A 19,984-nucleotide genomic window follows, 5' to 3' on the forward strand; every position below is an offset into this window, starting at 1 on the left:
AATGTCCAGGCAAATCTGCCGCGCGGGCCGCTGTTCGTGGGACGGACCGCGGAACACCGCCGCCCGCGGTAACCCGACGGTGTAGCCCGTCAGCCCGCCGCGCCGACCTTTTCCGCCAGCTTCGCGTCGTAACTGGAATGGACGTGCACCCGTTTCTTCTCCGGATAGGCGTACGTGTACGCCTTGCGCAGCGCCAGCGACGCCTCGTGAAAACCGGACAGAATCAGCTTCTGCTTGTTCGGATAGTTGGCGATGTCGCCGACCGCGAAGATGCCGGGCCGCGAGCTCTCGTAGTTCGAGGTATCCACGTCGACGCGGCCGCCGTGAATCGACAGATTCCACTGCGCGATTGGCCCGAGATCGGCAACCAGGCCGTACAGCACGACGAGGTGCTCGGTGTCGAGTTGCGTTTCGCCTTCGATATGCCGCAGCGCGATCGATTTCAGCGTATCGCCCTCGACGTTGAGCCCCGAAATCGCACCGACGATGAAGTCCATCTCCCCTGCTTCGACCGCGCGCCGCATCGACTCGACGCTTGAATCGGCCGCACTGAAGCCGTTGCGACGATGCACTAGCGTCACGCGCCGCGCGACCTTGCGCAGTGCCAGCGCCCAGTCGAGCGCGGAATCGCCGCCGCCGGCCACCACGACTGTCTTGCCAGCGAAATCGGCGAGACGTTGCACGCTGTAGTGCACGTGACGCGATTCCAGCGGCACGGCTTCGGCCAGCGCCAGTCTTTGTGGCACGAACGCACCGTTGCCGGCGGCAAGCAGAATTGCGGCTACGTCGAATACGAGGCCATGGTCAGTGCGCACGGTCCAGCGCCCGTCGTCGCGCTGCTCGACCGACTCGACCTTTTGCTCAAGATGGATGGGCACATCGAACGGTTTGCATTGCGCCATCAAACGCTCGACCAGTTCGCGCGCGGTACACGAGGGAATCGCGGGAATGTCGTAGATCGGCTTGTCCGGATAGAGCTCGATGCACTGCCCGCCCACCTTGTCGAGCCCATCGACGATCTGGCACGACAGGCCGATTACACCGGCTTCGAAAGCGGCGAAAAGGCCGACAGGCCCGGCGCCGACAATCAGGACATCGGAGCGAATCGGTTGCAAAAGCGGGTCTGTTGCGGACGTCATTCGGAGTCTCATGGGGTAGATCGATGATCCACCATACAGAATCGCCCGAAGCCCGGCAACGATGCCATTACAGGCGATAAGGACGCTTGGGCTCAGCAGGCATCGGCCCTCCGGCGGCCACCGGAGGGCTCGTTGAATAGATTAAATTTATAGAACTATAAGAAAACAACATTATTTTTATAGCCGACGGCTTCGTATAGTCGAGCCCAGTTCGAATGCGCCCTCCGCTCGGCGCTCTCCTTTCCCGCTACTGGACCACGATGAAACTACTCAAGTTCGCCCCTCTCGCGATCGTCGCCGCGCTCTCCAGCGCCGCCCATGCGCAAAGCAGCGTGACGCTGTATGGCCTGATTTCGGCGGGCGTAGGCTATGCGACGAATCAGGGCGGCAAGAACGCGTGGCAGGCACTCTCGGGGACCAACCAGAACCCGCGCTGGGGCTTGAAGGGCGTCGAAGATCTGGGCGGCGGCACGACCGCGATCTTCCAACTGGAAAACGGCTTTAACGTGATGACCGGCACCGCGTCGCAAAACGGCCGCGAATTCGGCCGGCAGGCGTTCGTCGGGCTCGCCAGCAAGAAGTACGGTACCTTGACCTTCGGCCGTCAGTACGACACGGTGCACGACTACGTCGGCCCGGTGATCATCGCGAGCAACGGCGTGAACATTGGCGACAATGACAACGGTTATAACGACATCCGCGTGCAGAATGCGGTCAAGTACGTGACGCCCGACTATCGCGGCTTGAAAGCCACGGCCGAATACGGCTTCAGCAACGCCACCGGTTTCGCCAACAACAATGCGTACAGCTTCGGTGCCGGTTACGAGAATGGCCCGCTGAAGTGGAGCGTGGTCTACGCGCAGTACAACAACCCGTTTAGCGCGACCAATCCGGACGGCGCGATTTCGAACGACTACGCGTCGTCGCTGCTGATCTTCGCGAAGAGCGCGCTGCATCCGGCTGCGTACGCGAGCAAGCAGCGCATCTTCGGCACCGGCGGCTTCTATACGGTCGGCCCCGCGCAATTTGCAGCGCTTTTCACCGATGTCCGCTACGACTATCTCGACGGTTCGCATCTGCGTTTGCAGAACTACAACCTGAACCTGAATTACCACGTGACGCCCGCGCTCGTTCTCGGCGCAGCGTATGCCTTCACTGACGGCAAATACGATGTGATCAACACGAGCCCCAAATGGCATCAGGTCAATCTGCAAGCCGATTATTTCCTGTCGAAACGCACCGACGTCGCGCTGACGGTGATCGCGCAGCAAGCTGCTGGCGACGCGCAACACGCGCAGATTTTTGCCTATGCGCAATCCACCGGCATCCGTCAGATGGTCACGACGGTCGGCATGCGCCACGTGTTCTGACAATGATGAACGCCTTCGATCCAACGCAGAACCGTCGCGCGTTTTTGCGCACGGCCGTGGGACTGGCTGCGGGCGCCTCGGCGTGGCCGATGCTGGCCGCCGCTGCAAGTGGCCCCGGAGCGGCTGACGCGGCCAGTGGCACGGCCTCTTCAAACGCCTCCGCTTTGCAAAGCGGCGCGCGCCGCAGCGTGATCATCGATTGCGATCCCGGTCAGGACGACGCGATTGCGATCCTGTTCGCGCTCGGCGCGAGCGACCGGCTCGACGTGCGCGCGATCACGACAGTCGCGGGCAACGTGCCGCTCAACCTCACCGAACGCAACGCTCGTATCGTGCGCGACTGGGCCGAGCGCACGCAATCGCTGCCGGTCTACGCCGGCTGCCCGCGCCCGCTCACGCGCGAACTGATCACGGCCGCCAACGTGCATGGCAAGACCGGTCTCGAGGGCGTGCCGCTGCATGAACCGCTCGCGCCTCTCGCGTCGCAGCACGCGGTGGCTTTTCTGATCGACACCTTGCGCGCGGCGCCGCCGCGTAGCGTGACGCTGTGCGCGCTCGGGCCGTTGACCAACCTCGCCACCGCGTTCACCGAAGCGCCGGAGATCCGCAACGGCATCCGCGAAATCGTGCTGATGGGCGGCGCCTTCTTTGAGCGCGGCAACATCACGCCCGCGGCCGAGTTCAACATCTACGTCGACCCGCAGGCCGCGCAAGTCGTGTTTGCGAGCGGTGTGCCGATCGTCGTGCTGCCGCGCGACGTCGCCGTGAAAGCGCCGATCACGCCGGCCCGGATCGCACCGATTCGCGCGCTCGGTAATCGCTGCGGCGCGATGGCTGCCGATATCATGGCCGCGGAAGTCACTTATCAGAAGGGACGCCGGGGCATTGAAGAAGCGCCCATGTACGACCCCTGCGCGACGGGCTACCTGATCGAGCCGTCCCTGTTCAAGGGACGCGAGGTCAACGTGATGATCGAGACAGTCGGCGAATGGACGCTCGGTGAAACCGTGGTCGACTGGAGCGGACATAGCGGCCGCAAGCCGAACGCGACCTGGATCACCGAAGTCGACGCGGACGGTTTTTATGCCGCCTTGCGCGCACGGCTCGCCACGCTGCCGTGATCCGGCGAGCCCGCGAACCCGTGAAAGGCTCGGCAACGGTCATGCATACCGTCTGCGTTGCATCAGATATGCGCGGCGAGCCATTCGCGGCAAGCACGCACGTGCGGGCCGCGATCGTCGCCGGCCAGCGAAATCAGTGCGATCGAACGGGTGACGCGCGGCTTGTCGAGGCGCAACGCGACCAGTTCCGTGTCGTGCAGATGCATGGTGTAGAGACTGGGCAGCACCGCAATCGCCAGACGGTTGCGCACGAGTTCGTACAAGGGCTCGGTGTACTCGACGCGGTAGGCGACCGTCAGTTGCAGACCTTCGGCCCCGCCGGTGCGTTGCAACGCGTCGCTGACACTGCCGCGCACGAACACCGCGAGATCGCGGCCCACCAGCTTCGCCCACGCAAGGGTCTTTTTCTGCGCGAGCGGATCGTCGCGCCGCACCACCACTACGATCTGATCCTCGAACAGGTCCTGGTAGCGCAACGCGGCTTCGCCGTCGTTGTCCGCCGCGGCCGCATCGGGCTCGTGCACCCCCACGCCGAAGTCGACTGCCCCCTGCCGCACGGCATCGATCAAGGCGGTGTTCGGCATATCGTTCAGCGTAAAACGCAGCGACGCCTGCTTTGCGCGCAACAAGGTGAGCGCGGGCAACAGACGCGCCGCAGCCGACGGAATCAGTCCGATGCGCACCGTCTGCACCCGTTCGGCGAAGGTGCTCGCCATATCGTCGAAAGTGCCGCGCGCCTGATTGAGCAGACGCTCGGCGAGCGGCAACACGCTGGCGCCCGCATGCGTGAGCGTCAGCCGATGCGCGGACCGCGCGAACAACGGGCCGCCGAGCAGGAACTCGATCTGCCGGATCGCCGCGGTCAGCGCAGGCTGCGTCAAGGCGAGCGACTGCGCGGCCTGCGTGAAGCTGCGTGCATGCGCAAGCGTCACGAAGTACTGGATTTGCCGCAACGTGAGCGCGGGCAAGAGGGACGAACGGTCGGTCATGGAGAGCAATGCATCGACGCAATGCGCAGCAGTATAAATGGCGTGGTTACAGGATGAATCAATTGATCAATAACGAATCTTCAATGCCGACAGCAAACAACCCGGCAACCACGGCGCGTGGCGGCTGGCTCGAACAGCGTTTCGCGCTCGCCGAACGCAAGACCAGCGTGCGTATCGAAACGATCGCCGGCATCACGTCGTTTCTCGCGGCCGCCTATCTGCTAGTGGTGATTCCGTCGTTGCTGTCAGCGGGCGGCATGGATCGTGGCGCGGCGACGACCGCAACTATTCTGGTGTTCGTGCTGAGTACGGTGCTGATGGCGCTGTATGCGAATCTGCCGTTTCTGGTGGGGCCCGGCATCGGCGGCTCGGTGATTCTCGGCATTACGCTCGCAGGCGAGCATGTCGCGTGGCAAACGGGCTTGGGCATCGCCTTCGTGTCGGGCGTGCTGTTCCTGATCCTGACGCTGGTGGGCGCGCGCAGTCTCGTGGTGCGGCTGATACCGGCGCAAATCAAGCTGGGGCTCGGCGCCTCGATCGGTTTGTTCATCGCGGTGCTCGGTTTCCGCAATGCCGGGATGGTGATCGCCAACGCGAAAACCAATGCGCTTGCGCTCGGCGATTTCTCGCGGCCCGGCACCCTGGTCGCCTTGATCGGACTCGGCGCGGCTGTCGTGCTGCAAGGCCGCCGCGTGCCCGGCGCGATCTTGTGGGCGATCCTGATTGCGGCCGCCGCCGGTGTGCCGCTCGGCGTCACGCATATGCCCGCGTCGTTTCTCTCGTGGCCGCATAGCATCGCGCCGATCGCATTCAAGCTCGACATTGCGAGCGCCTTGAGCGTGGCCGCGATTCCGTATCTGTTCGTGTTTTTCGCGGCCGAGTTTTTCTCGACGCTCGGCACCACGCTCGCGGTCGGCGCCAAAGCGGATCTGCTCGACGAAAACGCGAATCTGCCGAACATCAACCGTCCGTTTCTGGTCGATTCGATTGCGGCGACGCTCGGTCCGGTGTTCGGTATTCCGGCGCTCACAGCGCTGGTGGAATCCGCGGCAGGTGTCGAAGCGGGTGGACGTACCGGCCTTTCTTCGCTCGCGGCCGCCGCGATGTTCGCGCTGATGCTGCTGTTCGTACCGGTCGCGCTGGCCATTCCGAAAGAAGCCACCGCGCCCGCGTTGATCCTGATCGGACTGTCGATGTTCAGCACGATTCGCCACACGCGTTTCGACGACTTCAGCGACTCGCTGCCCGTTCTCTCGATGGTGCTGCTCACGCTGATGTCGAACAGTTTCGGCACCGGCATTGCGGGCGGCCTGCTCTGCTACGTGCTCGTCAAGCTGCTCGCCGGACGTTTCCGAGAAGTACCGTGGGGTCTCTATGTGTTGGCTGTACCGCTCGGTTATTACTTCTATACCGTGGTGAAGCCGCATTGAAATTTGCACCCGAGCACCTCGACTACCCGACTTTGCCGCACATTGCTATCCTGCATTCGCACTAAACTGAATTAGCGTCGAGTTTTACGCACTACCGAAAACCATACCGACATGAAAGAGACATTGGGCAACGTGCCCGCATCGCGCCTTGGCATTAGGCTCACCGAAGCCCATCGCGCCTTCTTCACGGCCCTGCCGAAGGTCGAATTGCATTGCCACCTGCTCGGCGCGGTGCGTCACGAGACCTTTATCGCGCTCGCCGAAAAGAGCAACGCGCCGATCGCCCGCGAAGAAATCGACGCGTTCTATACACGCGGCGAAAAACCCGTCGGCGTGCTGCGTGTGCTGCGCGCGCTCGACGAGCATCTACTCACACATGCGGACGACCTGCATCGCATCGCCTACGAATATCTCGCTGACGCCGCCGCGCACCAGGTGCGTCATAGCGAATTCTTCTGGAATCCTACCGGCACGGTGCGCGTCTCGAAGATTCCCTATGCGGATGCGCAAGCAGCCATCGTCACCGCGATTCGCGACGCCGCGCGCGACTTCGGCATCAGCGCACGACTGATCCCGAGCATCGACCGCGAAGCCGATCCCGACGAAGCGGTCGCACTGGTCGACTGGATGTGCGCGCATCGCGCGGACGAAGTGGCGGGTCTCGGTATCGACTACCGCGAGAACGACCGGCCGCCTGAGTTATTCTGGAAGGCGTATCGCAATGCGCGCAACGCCGGCTTCAAAACCACCGCGCATGCGGGCGAATTCGGCATGCCATGGCGCAATGTCGAGACGGCCGTGGACCTGCTGCATTGCGACCGGATCGATCACGGCTATACGATCGTCGATAACCCGCAGTTGGCGGCCCAATACGCGGGACGCGGCATCGTGTTCACCGTGGTGCCGACCAACTCCTACTATTTGCGCACACTCGCCCCGGAAGTCTGGGCCGAACAGCATCCAATGCGGCGCATGCCAGGTCTGGGCCTGAAAATCCACCCGAACACCGACGACCCGACGCTGCACAAAGTGACGCCAAGCGAAGCATGGCAATTGATGTATAGCCACTTCGGCTTCAGCATTGCCGAGTTGCGGCAGTTCATGCTGAACGGCATCGACGGCGCATGGATAGACGAAGCGACACGCCACGCATGGCGCACGGCGTGGGGTGCGGAGTTTGACGCATTGGCAGCGGCCTTGCCCGCTTGAGTGCGGACACTGCTTCAAGTCAGGCTAGCCACTCCCGCACGGTTTCACTCACCAATCCACGAGCCGCGCAAATCGCTGTCGTGCAGCAATTGCAGCAACGTGCCCGCCGGACGGCTTAGCCGCTTGGCGGCCAGCGCGATAAATTCCACCGAGGGCAGCGTCGGCAGACTGGCCGCGTTGAGCGGCGGCGTCAGGCCTCGCGCGGCCAGATACTGCGGACGAACCGTGATTCCGAGCCCACCGCGCGCGGCCGCAATGCAGCCCGAATGACTACTGCTCGTACACACCACCTGCCAGCTGAAGCCGGCTTCGGCGAGCGCGTCGAGGACCACCGCCCGCGTCACACTCGGCTCGGCGACCAGAATCAGCGGCAACGGCTGGCTGAGATCGACCAGCGTGCCGGGGCGCGCCAGCCACTCCAGCCGCCCCGTGAAAAGCGGCACGCCGCGCCGGTCGCCCAGACGCCGCTTGCCGACCAGCAGGTCGATCGAACCGGCGTCCAGCAATTCATAGAGCTTGCCCGTCATACCGATCGTAATTTCCAGTTCGACGTCGGGATGCGCGTCGCGAAACGCCGCCAGCACCGTGGGGAGGGGCCCGAGCGCGACGTCGTCCGATGAACCGAGCCGCACGCGCCCTTTCAGGCGCGGCGCGCGAAACTGCGATTCGGCCCGCGCGAGCGCCTGCAGGATCACGCTGGCGTGCGCGAGCATGGCCTCGCCGTCCGGGGTCATCGCGAGCGAATGGGTGTCGCGCACGAACAGGCGCCGCCCGACGCTCTGTTCGAGCCGGCGGATATGTTCGCTGACGCTCGACTGCGTGAGATCGAGCTGCCGCCCCGCCTCGGTAAAGCTATGGCAGGCCGCGACTGTCGCGAAGGTCTTGAGCCAGATGGGATTGAGCATGCGTTATTGTGACCCTGGTCATCGGCAAAGTCGATAACAGTCAACAAGCCTAGTGGGGTTCCCGATTGACGAAGATGTCAATATCATGACGGAATCCCCCCAACGATCGCTCCGAGCTCGGCCCGCCGGTCCATCCGCCCCGCCGCCCCCGCAGCTCAATTGAACATGAACAAGGATTCCGCCCAGACCGCGCTACTCTGGATCGTCGCCGCCGGTTTTTTCATGCAGTCGCTCGACACGACCATCGTCAACACCGCGTTGCCGTCGATTGCGAACAGCCTGCACGTCGCGCCCCTCGCGATGCAGCCGATCGTGGTTGCCTACACGCTGACCATGGCGATGCTCACCCCCGCATCGGGCTGGCTCGCCGACCGCTTCGGCACGCGGCGCGTCTATTTCGTGGCGATTCTGATATTCGTGCTCGGATCGATCTGCTGTGCGAGCGCGCATACGCTCGGCCAACTGGTGATGGCGCGGGTCCTGCAAGGACTGGGCGGCTCGATGCTTCTGCCAATCGGAAGGCTCGCAGTCCTGCGCAGCGTCTCGAGCGAGCAATACGTATCGGCGCTCGCGTTCATTTCGATTGCCGGCCAGCTGGGGCCGATTGCCGGTCCGACGCTCGGCGGCTGGTTCGTCGAGGCCATCACGTGGCACTGGATCTTTCTCATCAACGTGCCGATCGGCGCGATCGGTCTCTACGCGGTGCAGCGATTTTTGCCGGCGCATGGCGAAACCCAGGCGCCGCCGTTCGACTTCGTCGGTTGCGGTCTGCTGTCCCTGTGCATGATCGCGTTTTCGCTCGCCGTCGAGGCGCCGGTCGCGACGCATCGCGCGGCATGGTCGGCGGGTCTCTTCGCGCTCGCGGTGGTCAGCGCGCTCGCCTACATTCCGCACGCAAAGCGCCGCGACAATCCACTCTTCAAACTCTCGCTCTTTAGCGAACCGAACTTCAGCGTCGGTCTGATCGGCAACCTGGTGTGCCGCATCGGCTCGAGCGCCGTACCGTTTCTCGTGCCGCTGCTGCTGCAATTGCAACTCGGCTACACACCGCTGCATTCCGGCCTGATGATGCTGCCTGCCGCACTTGCCGGCACCCTCACCAAACGCTGGATTGCGCCGCTCGTGCGCCGCTATGGCTATGACACGTTCCTGCTCGTCAACACGATCATCGTGGGGTCGGCGATCGTTGCGTTTGCATTGATTACGCGGGGTACGCCTCTCATCGTCGAGATCGTGATTCTGGCGGTGTTCGGCGGCGCCAACTCCATGCAATTCGCGGCGATGAACAGCGTCACGCTCAAAGGCCTCTCGCATGAAGATGCCGGCAGCGGCAACAGCCTCTTTTCGATGGTGCAGATGCTGGCGATCGGCTTGGGTGTCTCGATCGGCGGCGGCCTGGTAAATCTCTTCTCGGCACAATGGGGATCGGCGGCGCTCGGGTTCCGCCTGAGCTTCGTGTGCGTGGGCGTCATCACGCTGGTGTCCGCATGGGTGTTTCGGCATCTCGACGAAGCGCCCGTCACGCGCGACGTGCGTCGCCAGGCGACCCAGGGCGCGGGGCGTTGAATCTCAGTCCGGCAAACGGATGCCGGAAAATCCCTCGCACGCTTCGAGCAAGCGCTCTTGCACCGCGACGTCGTGGACCGCCGGATGCGTCTCGCGCGGCTTCTTATGATAGAAGTACGCGCCGCTGACGGTGGCCGACGGTTCATCGCTGGCAGCGAGCCACACCTGGGTTTTCGGCGCCGCTTGCAGATCGTCCGGCGCGCCTGCTCCACCCATTTTCGTCGCCACCCAACCGGGTTCCAGTGCGTTCGACAATACCGCCGGCCAGCGGCGCGCTATCGCAAACGCCAGCAGCGCATCATGCAGTTTCGAGTCGGAATAGGCCGCTGTGCCCCGCCATGGCCGCCGGTCCCATGCCAGATCGTCGAGGCTCGCGTCGCCGCTTCGATGCAGGCCTGAGCTGAGATACACGAGCCGCTTCGGCTTCCTGATCAGCGCGGTCAAGATGTAGGGGGCCAGCGTGTTGACCGCGAACACGTGCGGCAGGCCGTCCACGGTGGCAATCCGGCGCGGCTCCTGGTAACCGACCGCCGCGTTATGGATCACCGCGTCGAAGCGGCCGAGTGTGTTGACCTGCTCCGCCAGCGCGATTGTCGCTGCAATGCTCGACAGATCGCCTGTTAAAGCAGTTTCCGCCTCCGGTACGGCCTTCAACGCTTCCTCGGCACGCGCCGCATTGCGTGCATGCACAACCACTTGATGACCGGCGTCGACGAGCAGACGCGCGGCCATCTGGCCAAGACCGTCGGCGGAACCGGTGATAAAAACTCGCGACATGATGGTGCACTCCGTTGATCAGTCATCTATGCCTGACGCATGGTGAGAACCGCGTTCCATCGTGCGGCAGGCGAACCCGTGCAGATTAGCGCCAAACGAGTGCCTGACGCGATAGCGCGGCTGTCATTCCACTCATGACGCCGTGTCATTGATTGACCCGGACAGGTGGCGTTGCCCGGCGTCGTCGCGTGAATTCAAACACTATTTCGCGATAGCATGTCATGAATTAATACGTAACAAGGGAATATCACATGCCATTTGACGAGCGCATGCTGAACGGCATGGGCGTGCTGACGGCGATTGTCGACTGCGGCAGTTTTGCGGCGGCAGGCGAAGCACTCGACATGTCGCAATCCGGCGTTAGCCGTTCGGTTGCACGGCTCGAAGCACGCCTCGGCATCCGGCTATTCGACCGCACCACCCGCTCGGTTACGCTGACTGACGAAGGCCGGCGCTTCTACGAACAGATCGTGCCGCTGCTCGGCGGACTCGAAGAAGCCGCGGCTTCGGCAGCGCAGGGCGCCACGGCGGTTCGTGGACGTCTGCGCGTGAACATGGACCCGTTCTTTTCGCGTCTCGTGCTGGGGCCGAGGCTCGGCGGCTTCGTCGACAAGCATGCCGATCTGCATCTCGAGTTGATCACACGAGACCAGTTGGGCGATATGGTGGCCGACGGTTTCGATCTTGCGATCCGTTTCGGCGACCCGCCGGTTTCGTCGCTCATTGCGCGCAAGCTGCTCGACACACGGGTTCTGACCGTCGCCGCGCCCTCGTATCTGAAGAAACACGGTCATCCGGCAAGCCCGGCCGAACTCGAAAGCGGCAAGCACGCATGCATCAAGTTTCGTGATCCGCTAACGGGTTACCCGTTCAGTTGGGAGTTTCATCGCGGACGCAAGAAGACGACGATTACGCCGCAAGGCCGCCTGACCGTGAACGACGTCGGCACCTTGCATAGCGTATGCGCTGCCGGCCAGGGCGTCGCGCAGATTCTCGCGTTCGGCGCCGAGTCATTGTTCGCCAACGGCAAACTGGTCGAACTGTTTCCCGACTGGAGCGACGAGGTTTATCCGCTATATGCGCTCTATCCTTCGCGTCATCATCCGCCGGCCAAGGTGCGGGCATTCTTCGACTTCATCGTTTCGCTGACTGGCGGCCCGACACGCGAAACGGCCGCTTGAGTGACGGCCTGGCGAGCGTGACGTCTCGCCGCCAGCCATCGAGCGGCATCCGTGCGTTTATCGGCGTGGAGTATATCGGCGTGGAAAGCGCGACTTCGCATCTTGTACGGTAGCGTGCAGACACAATCTCACGATGCGCGCAGGCTATGTGAAGGCACTCACTGCCCGTACGGAAAAACTATGTCGAACTACCCATTTGAGAGCGAGCTCGCCCATCTCGAACAGATTATTCCCTTTCTCATGACTGCTCCGCCCTTGGGCCTGCCCTACTGGCGACGCCGGATTCTCGCCTTGTCTCCGCCTGAAGGACGTCTGCCGGCTGGCAGTGCCCAACGTATCGGCAGGTTAATGGACGTATTCGAAGAGATCGAGCGCAAGGCATCACCGGACGCAGCGTCTGCAGCAAGGACAACGGCACGCTAGCGCGCTGGACGGCGAACCGGATCAGCCAGCCGTGCTCGCCCTCGCTTCGCCAGAGAGCGTTCGCTAGATCGCCTGCAATGCCGGCAACAGCCGGTCGAATTCGCGCTTGACCACCGCGTAGCATTCACACACGTGGACTTCCAGACCGGGCCGGTCCAGCACGGTGATATGGCCGTGGCTATAGCGGATCAAGCCGGCGTTCTGCAGTTTCAGCGCCGCCGCGGTAACACCCGAGCGACGCACGCCGAGCATATTGGCAATGAGCTCCTGAGTCATACGTAATTCGTTCGACGGCAAGCGGTCGATGCTAAGCAGCAGCCAGCGGCACAATTGTTGATCGATCGAATGATGGCGGTTGCATACCGCGGTCTGCGCCATCTGGGTAATGAGCGCCTGCGTATAGCGCAATAGAAGGCGCTGCATGGGGCCGCCGCGATTGAATTCGTCTTTCAGCATGCGCGCATTCAAGCGCCAGGCGCGGCCCGCGCTTTGCACGATCGCGCGGCTCGGCGTGGTCTCGCCGCCCATGAACAGCGACACGCCGACAATGCCTTCATGTCCCACGATGGCGATTTCCGCCGAGGCGCCGTCTTCCATCACATAGAGCAACGAAATAATCGACGTAGTGGGGAAAAAGACGTGTTCGAGCTGACCGCCGGATTCGTAGATCACCTCACCTAAGGGCAAATCGACTTCGACCAGATGCGGCTCGATGCGCGCCCACTCCAATTCGGGCAACACCGCTAACAGTTGATTCGCTTTTGGGTCACCCTTAAGCATCGGTGGCTCCTTGCTGGGTTCCGGACGCGCCAGCGGCGCGGCTACGCATTGATCTGCGGAAACGGCGCAAGCACGCGTTCCGCTGCAACGGCGATTATGAACTGCGCTCAGTACGCGCGGAATCGGGTAAAGCGCCCGCTTCGCTGCGGCCGTGAGCGTCAACGGCTTCAACGCACACGGCACAAATAGAAAAACCGGCTCGACGCCGGTTATTTTCGTTCCGAATGCCTACAGAGCGATGGGTTTCTTTTTGAGCATCAAGGGTCGGCGCGTTTCCATCAGCGTGCGTTTCGCACCGAGCCACTTCGTCACGTGCTTGACCCATTGCTTCGGCGCGGTTTCAATTCCCTGCGCCTGCTGAGGCTCGTTTGCCGTGGGTGCGGCCGTTTTTTCGCTTTCGGCAAGGCGCTCTGCTTCGCGCCGGCGTTTGCTGTCGGCAATTTCTTCTAGATTGACCTGGTCATCATCCATGCTGTAACTCCCGCGACAAAGCACGACGAGGCGCCGGTGGGCGCCACATTGCTTCGGCTGTGGAACAAGGCGGCGCACGGCAGGTCCGGTTGGACCTACCGCGCCGCGCTCGCTGTATCAAGAAATCGTGTAGCGGTTTTGCGGACCGCCGACATACAGACCGCGAGCAAGCGTGAGAATTTGCTCGCGATGACGGTCGAAGGCTGCCAATACTGCCGGCTCGTCGGAGCCTGCGCTCGGGCTCAGATTCGAAATGACCGAATTATTGACAGTGAAGGCGATTTCGCGCGCATTGTCATAGCCCCAGAAATTGACACAATGACGGAAGGCGTCATAGCTGCGGCTTGGGTTCGGGAAGTTGAGGGACATTTCACGCTCCCGTGGTGTTTTCCTTCTTCACGGTGCGCTGAATATGGGGCGCGGTCAAGGTGTTGTTTGTAAGTGTGAATGTTTATCGGGTCCATGCCTTGCTGTTCTGTAGGTGTTCTCACACCAGGAGCATGCAATGAGCGAAACCAAAGAACACAAAGGCGCCAAACCTGCCGACATCGAACATCCGCAGCCCGCCACCCATAGCGACAACGAAAAGAGCAAGCTGCCCGAACGCCACGACGAAGGGCGCGATCAGTCGCCGGCGGACCGCCCAGGAAAAAAACCCGGCGAAGGCGAACCGTCAGTAAGCTAAATTATTAACCGCTAGCCCAACGCCTAGCCCAAGCGGCTTTGCTGCGTTTTTTGCATCAAAGCCGCATAAATTCTCCCCTTCGAACCGCTTTCACAGCGCGGACATTTCTTCCGATTTATTACGGATTATTTTTTCCCTGCAATGGACTATTTTGCTGCATGCAGCAATGTGTGCGCAAAGCGAACCGGCTGCCGCCCCTTAACAGATAAGAACGGAGACGCCCGTGTTCACCTTCTCCACTCCTACGTCCCGCCCTTCCCGCTCCTCTCCCAAGGTTTCCATTTGCCTGCCCACCTGCAATCGGCCTGAGTTGATCGTCGAGTGCATCGATTCGTGCCTCGCGCAGACGTATGGCAATCTGGAGATTGTGATCGGCGACGATTCAAAGGACGAACGCACCCGGCAGTTGATCGCGCAGCGCTACGCAAATGAGGCGCGCATCCGCTATGTGAAGAACCAGCCGGCACTCGGCCAGGCGCGCAACGTCGCGAGCCTGTTCGCGCGCGCACGCGGCGACAAGATCCTGCTGATTCACGACGACGACCTGCTCACCACCGACGGCGTCGAAAAGCTGGTGTCACTATGGAAGCTTCATCCACAGCTCGAAGTGGCCTTTGCCGATCAGTATGAGGCCGACCACACCGGCGCCATCGACTTTGAAGGCAGTGCACGCCTGAATACCGCATTTCGACGCACTCGGGAAGCTGAAGGCTTGCAGACTTTGCCGGGCAGAACCGGGCTGATCCAGATGTTCCCGAACAACGGCTGGATGGCGAACGCGGATCTCGTCAAACGGATCGGCTATAGCGACCAGTACGGCATGTGCTGCGATTTCGTGTTCGGCACCGAGCTCTGTCTCGCCGCGCGCGAGGTGTTCTATCTGCACGAATACGTGTCGGTGTATCGGAAGACCGCGACCTCGATCTCGCACAGCACGCGCGGCACGACGGTTGCCGCGACCGTGAGTGCGTATGCGTTCGTCAAGGCGCTGAAACTGCCTGCGCAACTGGAGCCGTCACGCAAGCTGGCGTTGCGCCGTCTCGCGCCGATCGTCGTCTCGGTTCATGCGAAGAATCGCCAGGCAATGCCGGGATTGAAGATCGCGTTCACGCATCTCTTCGCCTACAACTATGGTTTCAGCACGCGGCTCTATTACCACCTGCTCATCCTCTCACGCGCAGCCGTAAGCTTGCGACAGCGCGCTGCGGTGGCAGCAGTGGTCGCGGCAGCGCCGGCTGTCATTGCCGAGCCGGCCGCCGCGGTGACAGAGCTCGTCACGGATCTCGTGACGGATCGATCCGAAATGATCTGACGCAGCCGCAGTTGGAAGCGGCTGTCCGGTCAGTCGCCAGTCAATGCCTGGGTAGCGGCCGGTACGCGTGGTCGCACGATGCGCTTGCGCCGTGTCAACGCATAAGTGGCGATGCGGTCAAGCGCCGTGCACAACACCAGATAGATAAAGCCGACGAACAAAAAGATCTGCGCGGGATACACCATCAGCCGGTTGCTGACCTGCGTCGCGACGAACGACAACTCGCCGACGCCGACGATATACGCGAGCGAGGTGTCCTTCACCAGCGACACCCATTGATTCACGAACGACGGCGCCATGATGCGCATCGCCTGCGGCAGCGACACATAGCGCAGTGTTTGCATCCGCGTGAGACCGAGCGAGAGCCCAGCTTGCCACTGACCTTCGCCGACCGCGCGAATGCCTGCGTGCACCGAGTGCGCGAGGTACGCACCGCCGATCAGCGAGAGCGCGCAGACGACCGTCGCGAGTCCGGGTACATCGACATGGAAGACCATCGGCAACAGGAAGTACGTCCAGAAAATCAGCATCAGCACCGGAATCGCGCGGAAGAAACCGATCACTAGCAGCAACGGCACACGGGCGATGCGCCCCGTCAACGCCAGCGCAATCCCACCTGCGACGCCGAGCACGGCCGATGCAAGCGCGGAACATAATGCGAGCACCAGCGTGAGCGCCGCGCCGCCCAGCGGTCCCTGCGGAAATGCGCCGACCAGCAGATACGGCAGGTTATGGGCGAACAGTGTCCACGTCATGTTCAGTGCCTCGCGAATGAACGCTCACGCGCATGCGCCACCGTATGCGAGACAGCTTCGATCAACGCGATGGCGGCGATATACAACACGGTGGCCACACCGAACGCCTCGAAAGTCTTGAAACTCTCTGTCTCGACTTGACGCGACGCGTACGATAGTTCGGCCAGACCGATCGCCATGGTCAGCGATGAATTTTTCACGAGGTTCATGTATTGGCCGAAGAGCGGCGGCAGCGAAATGCGCACCGCTTGCGGCAAAACGACGTAGCGGAACGCCTGCAATGGCGTGAGACCAAGCGCCGCGGCCGCGGCATGCTGACCATCCGGCACGCCGCGCAAACCCGCCTGGAACTCTTCGGCGATGAAAGCCGCGGTATAGCACGTGAGCCCGAGCCATCCGGCGACAAACTCGAACGATGGCCAGCGCAACGCGTACACGCCGAGGTGCACGCCATGCGGCGTATTCAACCATTGCATCAACGCGTCAGGCATCAGCGTGGCCGCGCCGAAGTACCAGAAGAACAGTTGCACCAGCAACGGCGTGTTGCGAAACACCAGCACATACGTGGCCGTTGCGCGACGCAGCCAGCCATACCGCGCATGACGCGCGATCGCCAGCACGAAGCCGGACACCGTGGCCGCGAGCGCCACCGTCAACGCGAGACCGACGGTGACACCAAAGCCTTGCCACAGCCACATCAGATACTTCGGAGCGAGCCACGCTTGCATCTTTGAACCTGCTTCCTGAAACCTGCTTCTTTCGAAAATGCCGACGGGCACGTTGCCAACGTGCCCGTTCATTGCCGGGTGCCTGGGTGCTACAGCGACACGACGATCAGGTCTTGTCGCCGATCTTGAAGATGCGTGCGAGCGGGGTCTTCGTTTGCGGACCGAACCAGCGGTTGTAGATCTTCGCGGCCGAGCCGTCGGCTTCCAGCCCCTTCAGCGTGTCGTTCACGAAGCCGACCAGACGCGTCTCGCCCTTCGGGATGCCGACACCCATGTAGTCGTTCGAAATCGTGAACGCCGGAATCTCGTAGTTCTGCTTGTCCGGCACGTTCGCGAGCAGGCCGACCAGCTTCGGACCATCCTGCGTGATCGCCTGCACGTTGCCCGCACGCAAAGCCGCGAACGCGAACGGCGTGTCGTCGTACGCGACAATCGTGGCTTGCGGGAATTTCTCGCGGAGCGTGATCTCGTTGGTGGTGCCCTTGTCCGCGCCCACCCGCAGGCTGTTGATCTGATCCGTCGACTTCAGCACGCCCTTCTTCGCCAGGAACTGCTGGCCCGACGAGAAATACGGAATGCTGAAATCGACCTGTTTGGCGCGCTCGTCGGTGATCGTGAAGTTGGCGAGCACCAAGTCCACTTTTTTCGACGTCAGGAACGGAATGCGGTTGGCCGGATTGGTGGGTTGCAGTTCGAGTTTCACGCCGAGCTTGTCGGCGAGCGCCTTCGCGTAGTCGACGTCGAGACCGACAATCTGGTTGCTGGTTGCGTCGACGTAACCGAACGGCGGATTGCTGTCGAAGGTCGCGACGCGCAGTACGCCGGCCTTCCTGATGTCGTCGAGACGGTCGGCATAGGCGAGCCCCGGCGCCGTCAGCGAGAGTCCCGCCAGTGTCATTAACCAGGCAGCGAGTATTTTCGATTTCATTTTTATGGATCTCTTGGTTTGTGCGTGATGCTTGTTCAATATGCGTGCGATGTTTCTAAAAACGGATGCGTGTCGGCGATATCCTTCGTCAATCCGTCGCAACCGCGAGGTGCAACCGATGGCCACGCATGGGCGTCACATTAGCAGCGACGCCGCGCGCTCCGAACCAAGAAATGCTCCTGTAATAAGCGCGTTTTCTGCTAAGCATCCACTCATTAGCAAACGCGTATTTGTCGCTTGGGCTTGCACGCGCGGCTGATTAGGATGGGCCTCGAACCGTCATCAGCCCGGAGGTTATCCACCATGTCCGACAGTGCCTGTTTCAAGCCACGTGTGATCGAGCCGGTCGTCGTCAATCAGCCGGAAGGATTGGGGCTTGCCGTGGAATTGTGGCTTGCGCATCCCGTCGATGGGATTGCGGGGCGCGCCGTGCAGATTCATCTGCGCAGCGATGCGAAGATGGCGCAAGCCGAGTCGCTACGCGACCTGCTTCATGCGCTGGGAACGGAGATCGTGGTGGCGTGAGCGTGAACTCGCGCTGTGCTTGCCGTGCTTGCCGGCGGGATAAAAAAACGGCGGCCGGGTTGCCCCAGGCCGCCGTTTTCAAAGAGCGCTCATGCGCGCTGTTCGAGCTTATCGCCTGAACTCAAGCTCAAGGCTCGTTGCGCAGATAGCCTTCTTTCGAAGGATCGCGCATGCGCAGCGACACGAGACCCGCAATCGCGCACAGCGCGGTCACATACCAGTAGAACGTCGTCTCGCTGCCCACCGATTTCAGCCACAGCGCGACGTATTCCGCCGAGCCGCCGAAGATCGCATTGGCCACGGCATACGACAACCCTACGCCCAGCGCGCGCACTTCCGGCGGGAACATTTCAGCCTTGATCAGGCCGCTGATCGACGTATAGAAGCTGACGATCGCCAGCGCCACGACAACAAGGGCGAAGGCCACATACGGGCTCGTCACGTCTTTCAACGCATGCAGCAGCGGCACCGTGCCAATAGTCGCGAAGAAGCCGAAGAACAGCATCGAACGACGGCGGCCGATGCGATCCGACAACGCGCCGAACGCCGGCTGCATGATCATGTAGACGAACAGCGCCGCGGTCATCACGTTGCTGGCCGTCTTGGCGTGCATACCGGCCGTGTTGACCAGGTACTTCTGCATGTAAGTCGTGAACGTGTAAAAAATCAGCGAACCGCCAGCCGTGAAGCCGAGCACCGTCGCGAATGCACCCTTGTGCTGCCACAAGCCACGCAGCGTGCCGGCTTCCTTGCGTTGACGCGTTTCGGCCGTGGTCGTTTCTTCGAGCGATTTACGCAGATACAGCGCGACCAACGCCGCTAACGCACCGATCACGAACGGCACACGCCAGCCCCACGCTTTCAGTTCTTCGGTGGAGAGGGTTTGTTGCAGGATCACCAGCACCAGCAGCGCGCACAACTGGCCGCCGATCAGCGTGACGTACTGGAACGACGCGAAGAACCCGCGACGGCCCTTGAGCGCGACTTCACTCATATAGGTGGCGCTGGTGCCGTACTCACCGCCCACCGACAGGCCCTGGAACAGCCGCGCGACCAGCAGCAGCGCCGGCGCCAAGGCGCCGATCTGCGCATACGTGGGCAGCACGGCGATGACGAGCGAGCCGCCGCACATCATGAACACCGACACCATCATCGCGGTCTTGCGGCCGTGCTTGTCCGCAAGCCGGCCGAAGAACCAGCCGCCGATCGGGCGCATCAGGAAGCCCGCTGCGAAGACGCCGGCGGTGTTGAGCAACTGCGTGGTGGTGTTGCCGCTCGGGAAGAAGGCCGGCGCGAAATACAGCGCGCAGAACGAGTACACGTAGAAATCGAACCACTCGACTAGATTGCCCGATGAAGCGCCAACGATCGCGAAGATGCGGCGCCGGGTGTCGTGTGCGTCGTAAGTGGTGGCCACGGTTTGGTCGGTCAGGTCGGTCATGCTGTTGTCTTTCCTTGTCTTTAAACGGAGGTAGCGGTCGTGGCGCCGCTTTCACAACACGCGCATCGAGGTGCCGCGCTGGCACCTATAGCGCGCGTGCGCGAATTTTACAGAATTGCAAGGGAGAGATGGGGGTTTGTTAGGGACTATCCCGAGAGGCTCGTTGCCAGGTCTCCGAGTGCTGCTTAGTGAGCGCCTCAGGGAGGAGACCGATACGAGGTTGATATCGGTCTCCTTGGGCATCACGAG

The 19,984-nt window shown here is 62.1% G+C and carries 21 protein-coding genes; 10 read left to right on the top strand and 11 right to left on the bottom strand.

What is annotated here, in order from left to right:
• Positions 1-89 precede the first annotated feature (89 nt).
• On the bottom strand, positions 90-1,139 hold the full coding sequence (locus M0D66_RS30890) for an NAD(P)/FAD-dependent oxidoreductase (protein ID WP_266212456.1): 1,050 nt from the start codon (positions 1,137-1,139) through the stop codon (positions 90-92).
• A gap of 260 nt (positions 1,140-1,399) precedes the next feature.
• Here M0D66_RS30890 and M0D66_RS30895 point away from each other — a divergent pair, with 260 nt between their 5' ends.
• A complete protein-coding gene (locus tag M0D66_RS30895) occupies positions 1,400-2,509 on the top strand; it encodes a porin (protein ID WP_266212457.1) in 1,110 nt (369 codons plus the stop codon).
• 2 nt (positions 2,510-2,511) lie between these two features.
• Positions 2,512-3,630, top strand: coding sequence for a nucleoside hydrolase (locus M0D66_RS30900; protein WP_266212458.1), 1,119 nt, complete (start codon positions 2,512-2,514; stop codon positions 3,628-3,630).
• Between the two features lie 62 nt (positions 3,631-3,692).
• Here the strand turns inward: M0D66_RS30900 and M0D66_RS30905 are convergent, their stop codons facing one another.
• On the bottom strand, positions 3,693-4,619 hold the full coding sequence (locus M0D66_RS30905; RefSeq protein ID WP_054039623.1) for a LysR family transcriptional regulator: 927 nt from the start codon (positions 4,617-4,619) through the stop codon (positions 3,693-3,695).
• Positions 4,620-4,702: 83 nt separating this feature from the next.
• Between M0D66_RS30905 and M0D66_RS30910 the strand changes: the two genes are divergently transcribed.
• Together M0D66_RS30910 and add are read left to right on the top strand one after the other, a co-directional pair.
• Positions 4,703-6,049, top strand: a complete 1,347-nt coding sequence (locus M0D66_RS30910) for an NCS2 family permease (protein ID WP_266212459.1) — start codon at positions 4,703-4,705, stop codon at positions 6,047-6,049.
• 111 nt (positions 6,050-6,160) lie between these two features.
• Positions 6,161-7,258 (top strand): adenosine deaminase, encoded by a 1,098-nt coding sequence (add, locus tag M0D66_RS30915; RefSeq protein WP_266212460.1) that lies wholly within the window; start codon positions 6,161-6,163, stop codon positions 7,256-7,258.
• Positions 7,259-7,302: 44 nt separating this feature from the next.
• Here add and M0D66_RS30920 read toward each other — a convergent pair whose 3' ends face one another.
• Positions 7,303-8,163: a LysR family transcriptional regulator gene (locus M0D66_RS30920; protein ID WP_200652121.1), complete on the bottom strand. Its 861-nt coding sequence runs from the start codon at positions 8,161-8,163 to the stop codon at positions 7,303-7,305.
• Positions 8,164-8,328: 165 nt separating this feature from the next.
• Here M0D66_RS30920 and M0D66_RS30925 point away from each other — a divergent pair, with 165 nt between their 5' ends.
• Entirely contained in the window at positions 8,329-9,729 is a 1,401-nt protein-coding gene (locus M0D66_RS30925; RefSeq protein WP_093644925.1) for a DHA2 family efflux MFS transporter permease subunit, read from the top strand.
• A 3-nt stretch (positions 9,730-9,732) separates the two neighbouring features.
• Here M0D66_RS30925 and M0D66_RS30930 read toward each other — a convergent pair whose 3' ends face one another.
• Positions 9,733-10,506 (bottom strand): SDR family NAD(P)-dependent oxidoreductase, encoded by a 774-nt coding sequence (locus M0D66_RS30930; protein WP_211701326.1) that lies wholly within the window; start codon positions 10,504-10,506, stop codon positions 9,733-9,735.
• Between the two features lie 251 nt (positions 10,507-10,757).
• Between M0D66_RS30930 and M0D66_RS30935 the strand changes: the two genes are divergently transcribed.
• Together M0D66_RS30935 and M0D66_RS30940 are read left to right on the top strand one after the other, a co-directional pair.
• Positions 10,758-11,687, top strand: a complete 930-nt coding sequence (locus M0D66_RS30935) for a LysR family transcriptional regulator (RefSeq protein ID WP_093644929.1) — start codon at positions 10,758-10,760, stop codon at positions 11,685-11,687.
• 180 nt (positions 11,688-11,867) lie between these two features.
• The gene (locus M0D66_RS30940; RefSeq protein ID WP_093644931.1) at positions 11,868-12,110 is read left to right on the top strand and encodes a hypothetical protein; all 243 of its coding nucleotides are present in this window, start codon (positions 11,868-11,870) and stop codon (positions 12,108-12,110) included.
• Positions 12,111-12,173: 63 nt separating this feature from the next.
• On the opposite strand, the gene M0D66_RS30945 is transcribed toward M0D66_RS30940, so the two are convergent.
• The 3 genes from M0D66_RS30945 to M0D66_RS30955 form a co-directional block, all read right to left on the bottom strand.
• Positions 12,174-12,890, bottom strand: a complete 717-nt coding sequence (locus M0D66_RS30945) for a Crp/Fnr family transcriptional regulator (protein ID WP_093645034.1) — start codon at positions 12,888-12,890, stop codon at positions 12,174-12,176.
• A gap of 228 nt (positions 12,891-13,118) precedes the next feature.
• Positions 13,119-13,361, bottom strand: coding sequence for a hypothetical protein (locus M0D66_RS30950; RefSeq protein ID WP_200621712.1), 243 nt, complete (start codon positions 13,359-13,361; stop codon positions 13,119-13,121).
• Between the two features lie 117 nt (positions 13,362-13,478).
• Entirely contained in the window at positions 13,479-13,730 is a 252-nt protein-coding gene (locus tag M0D66_RS30955; RefSeq protein ID WP_093644935.1) for a DUF1488 domain-containing protein, read from the bottom strand.
• A 136-nt stretch (positions 13,731-13,866) separates the two neighbouring features.
• On the opposite strand from M0D66_RS30955, the gene M0D66_RS30960 reads away from it, so the two are divergent.
• Positions 13,867-14,046 carry a hypothetical protein gene (locus M0D66_RS30960; protein WP_093644937.1) on the top strand — a complete coding sequence of 60 codons (180 nt, stop codon included), beginning with the start codon at positions 13,867-13,869 and terminating at the stop codon, positions 14,044-14,046.
• Positions 14,047-14,269: 223 nt separating this feature from the next.
• Positions 14,270-15,358, top strand: a complete 1,089-nt coding sequence (locus tag M0D66_RS30965; RefSeq protein ID WP_266212461.1) for a glycosyltransferase family A protein — start codon at positions 14,270-14,272, stop codon at positions 15,356-15,358.
• Positions 15,359-15,387: 29 nt separating this feature from the next.
• On the opposite strand, the gene M0D66_RS30970 is transcribed toward M0D66_RS30965, so the two are convergent.
• The 3 genes from M0D66_RS30970 to M0D66_RS30980 form a co-directional block, all read right to left on the bottom strand.
• Positions 15,388-16,113 (bottom strand): amino acid ABC transporter permease, encoded by a 726-nt coding sequence (locus tag M0D66_RS30970; RefSeq protein WP_266212462.1) that lies wholly within the window; start codon positions 16,111-16,113, stop codon positions 15,388-15,390.
• A 2-nt stretch (positions 16,114-16,115) separates the two neighbouring features.
• Positions 16,116-16,841, bottom strand: a complete 726-nt coding sequence (locus M0D66_RS30975; RefSeq protein ID WP_266212467.1) for an amino acid ABC transporter permease — start codon at positions 16,839-16,841, stop codon at positions 16,116-16,118.
• A gap of 106 nt (positions 16,842-16,947) precedes the next feature.
• Positions 16,948-17,769, bottom strand: a complete 822-nt coding sequence (locus M0D66_RS30980; RefSeq protein WP_266212463.1) for an ABC transporter substrate-binding protein — start codon at positions 17,767-17,769, stop codon at positions 16,948-16,950.
• Positions 17,770-18,072: 303 nt separating this feature from the next.
• Here M0D66_RS30980 and M0D66_RS30985 point away from each other — a divergent pair, with 303 nt between their 5' ends.
• Positions 18,073-18,294, top strand: a complete 222-nt coding sequence (locus M0D66_RS30985; protein WP_054039606.1) for a hypothetical protein — start codon at positions 18,073-18,075, stop codon at positions 18,292-18,294.
• A gap of 127 nt (positions 18,295-18,421) precedes the next feature.
• Here the strand turns inward: M0D66_RS30985 and M0D66_RS30990 are convergent, their stop codons facing one another.
• Positions 18,422-19,735: an MFS family transporter gene (locus tag M0D66_RS30990; RefSeq protein WP_200652126.1), complete on the bottom strand. Its 1,314-nt coding sequence runs from the start codon at positions 19,733-19,735 to the stop codon at positions 18,422-18,424.
• Positions 19,736-19,984 lie beyond the last annotated feature (249 nt).

The sequence above is a fragment of the Paraburkholderia sp. SECH2 genome (assembly GCF_030464795.1).
GTDB lineage: Bacteria > Pseudomonadota > Gammaproteobacteria > Burkholderiales > Burkholderiaceae > Paraburkholderia > Paraburkholderia aspalathi.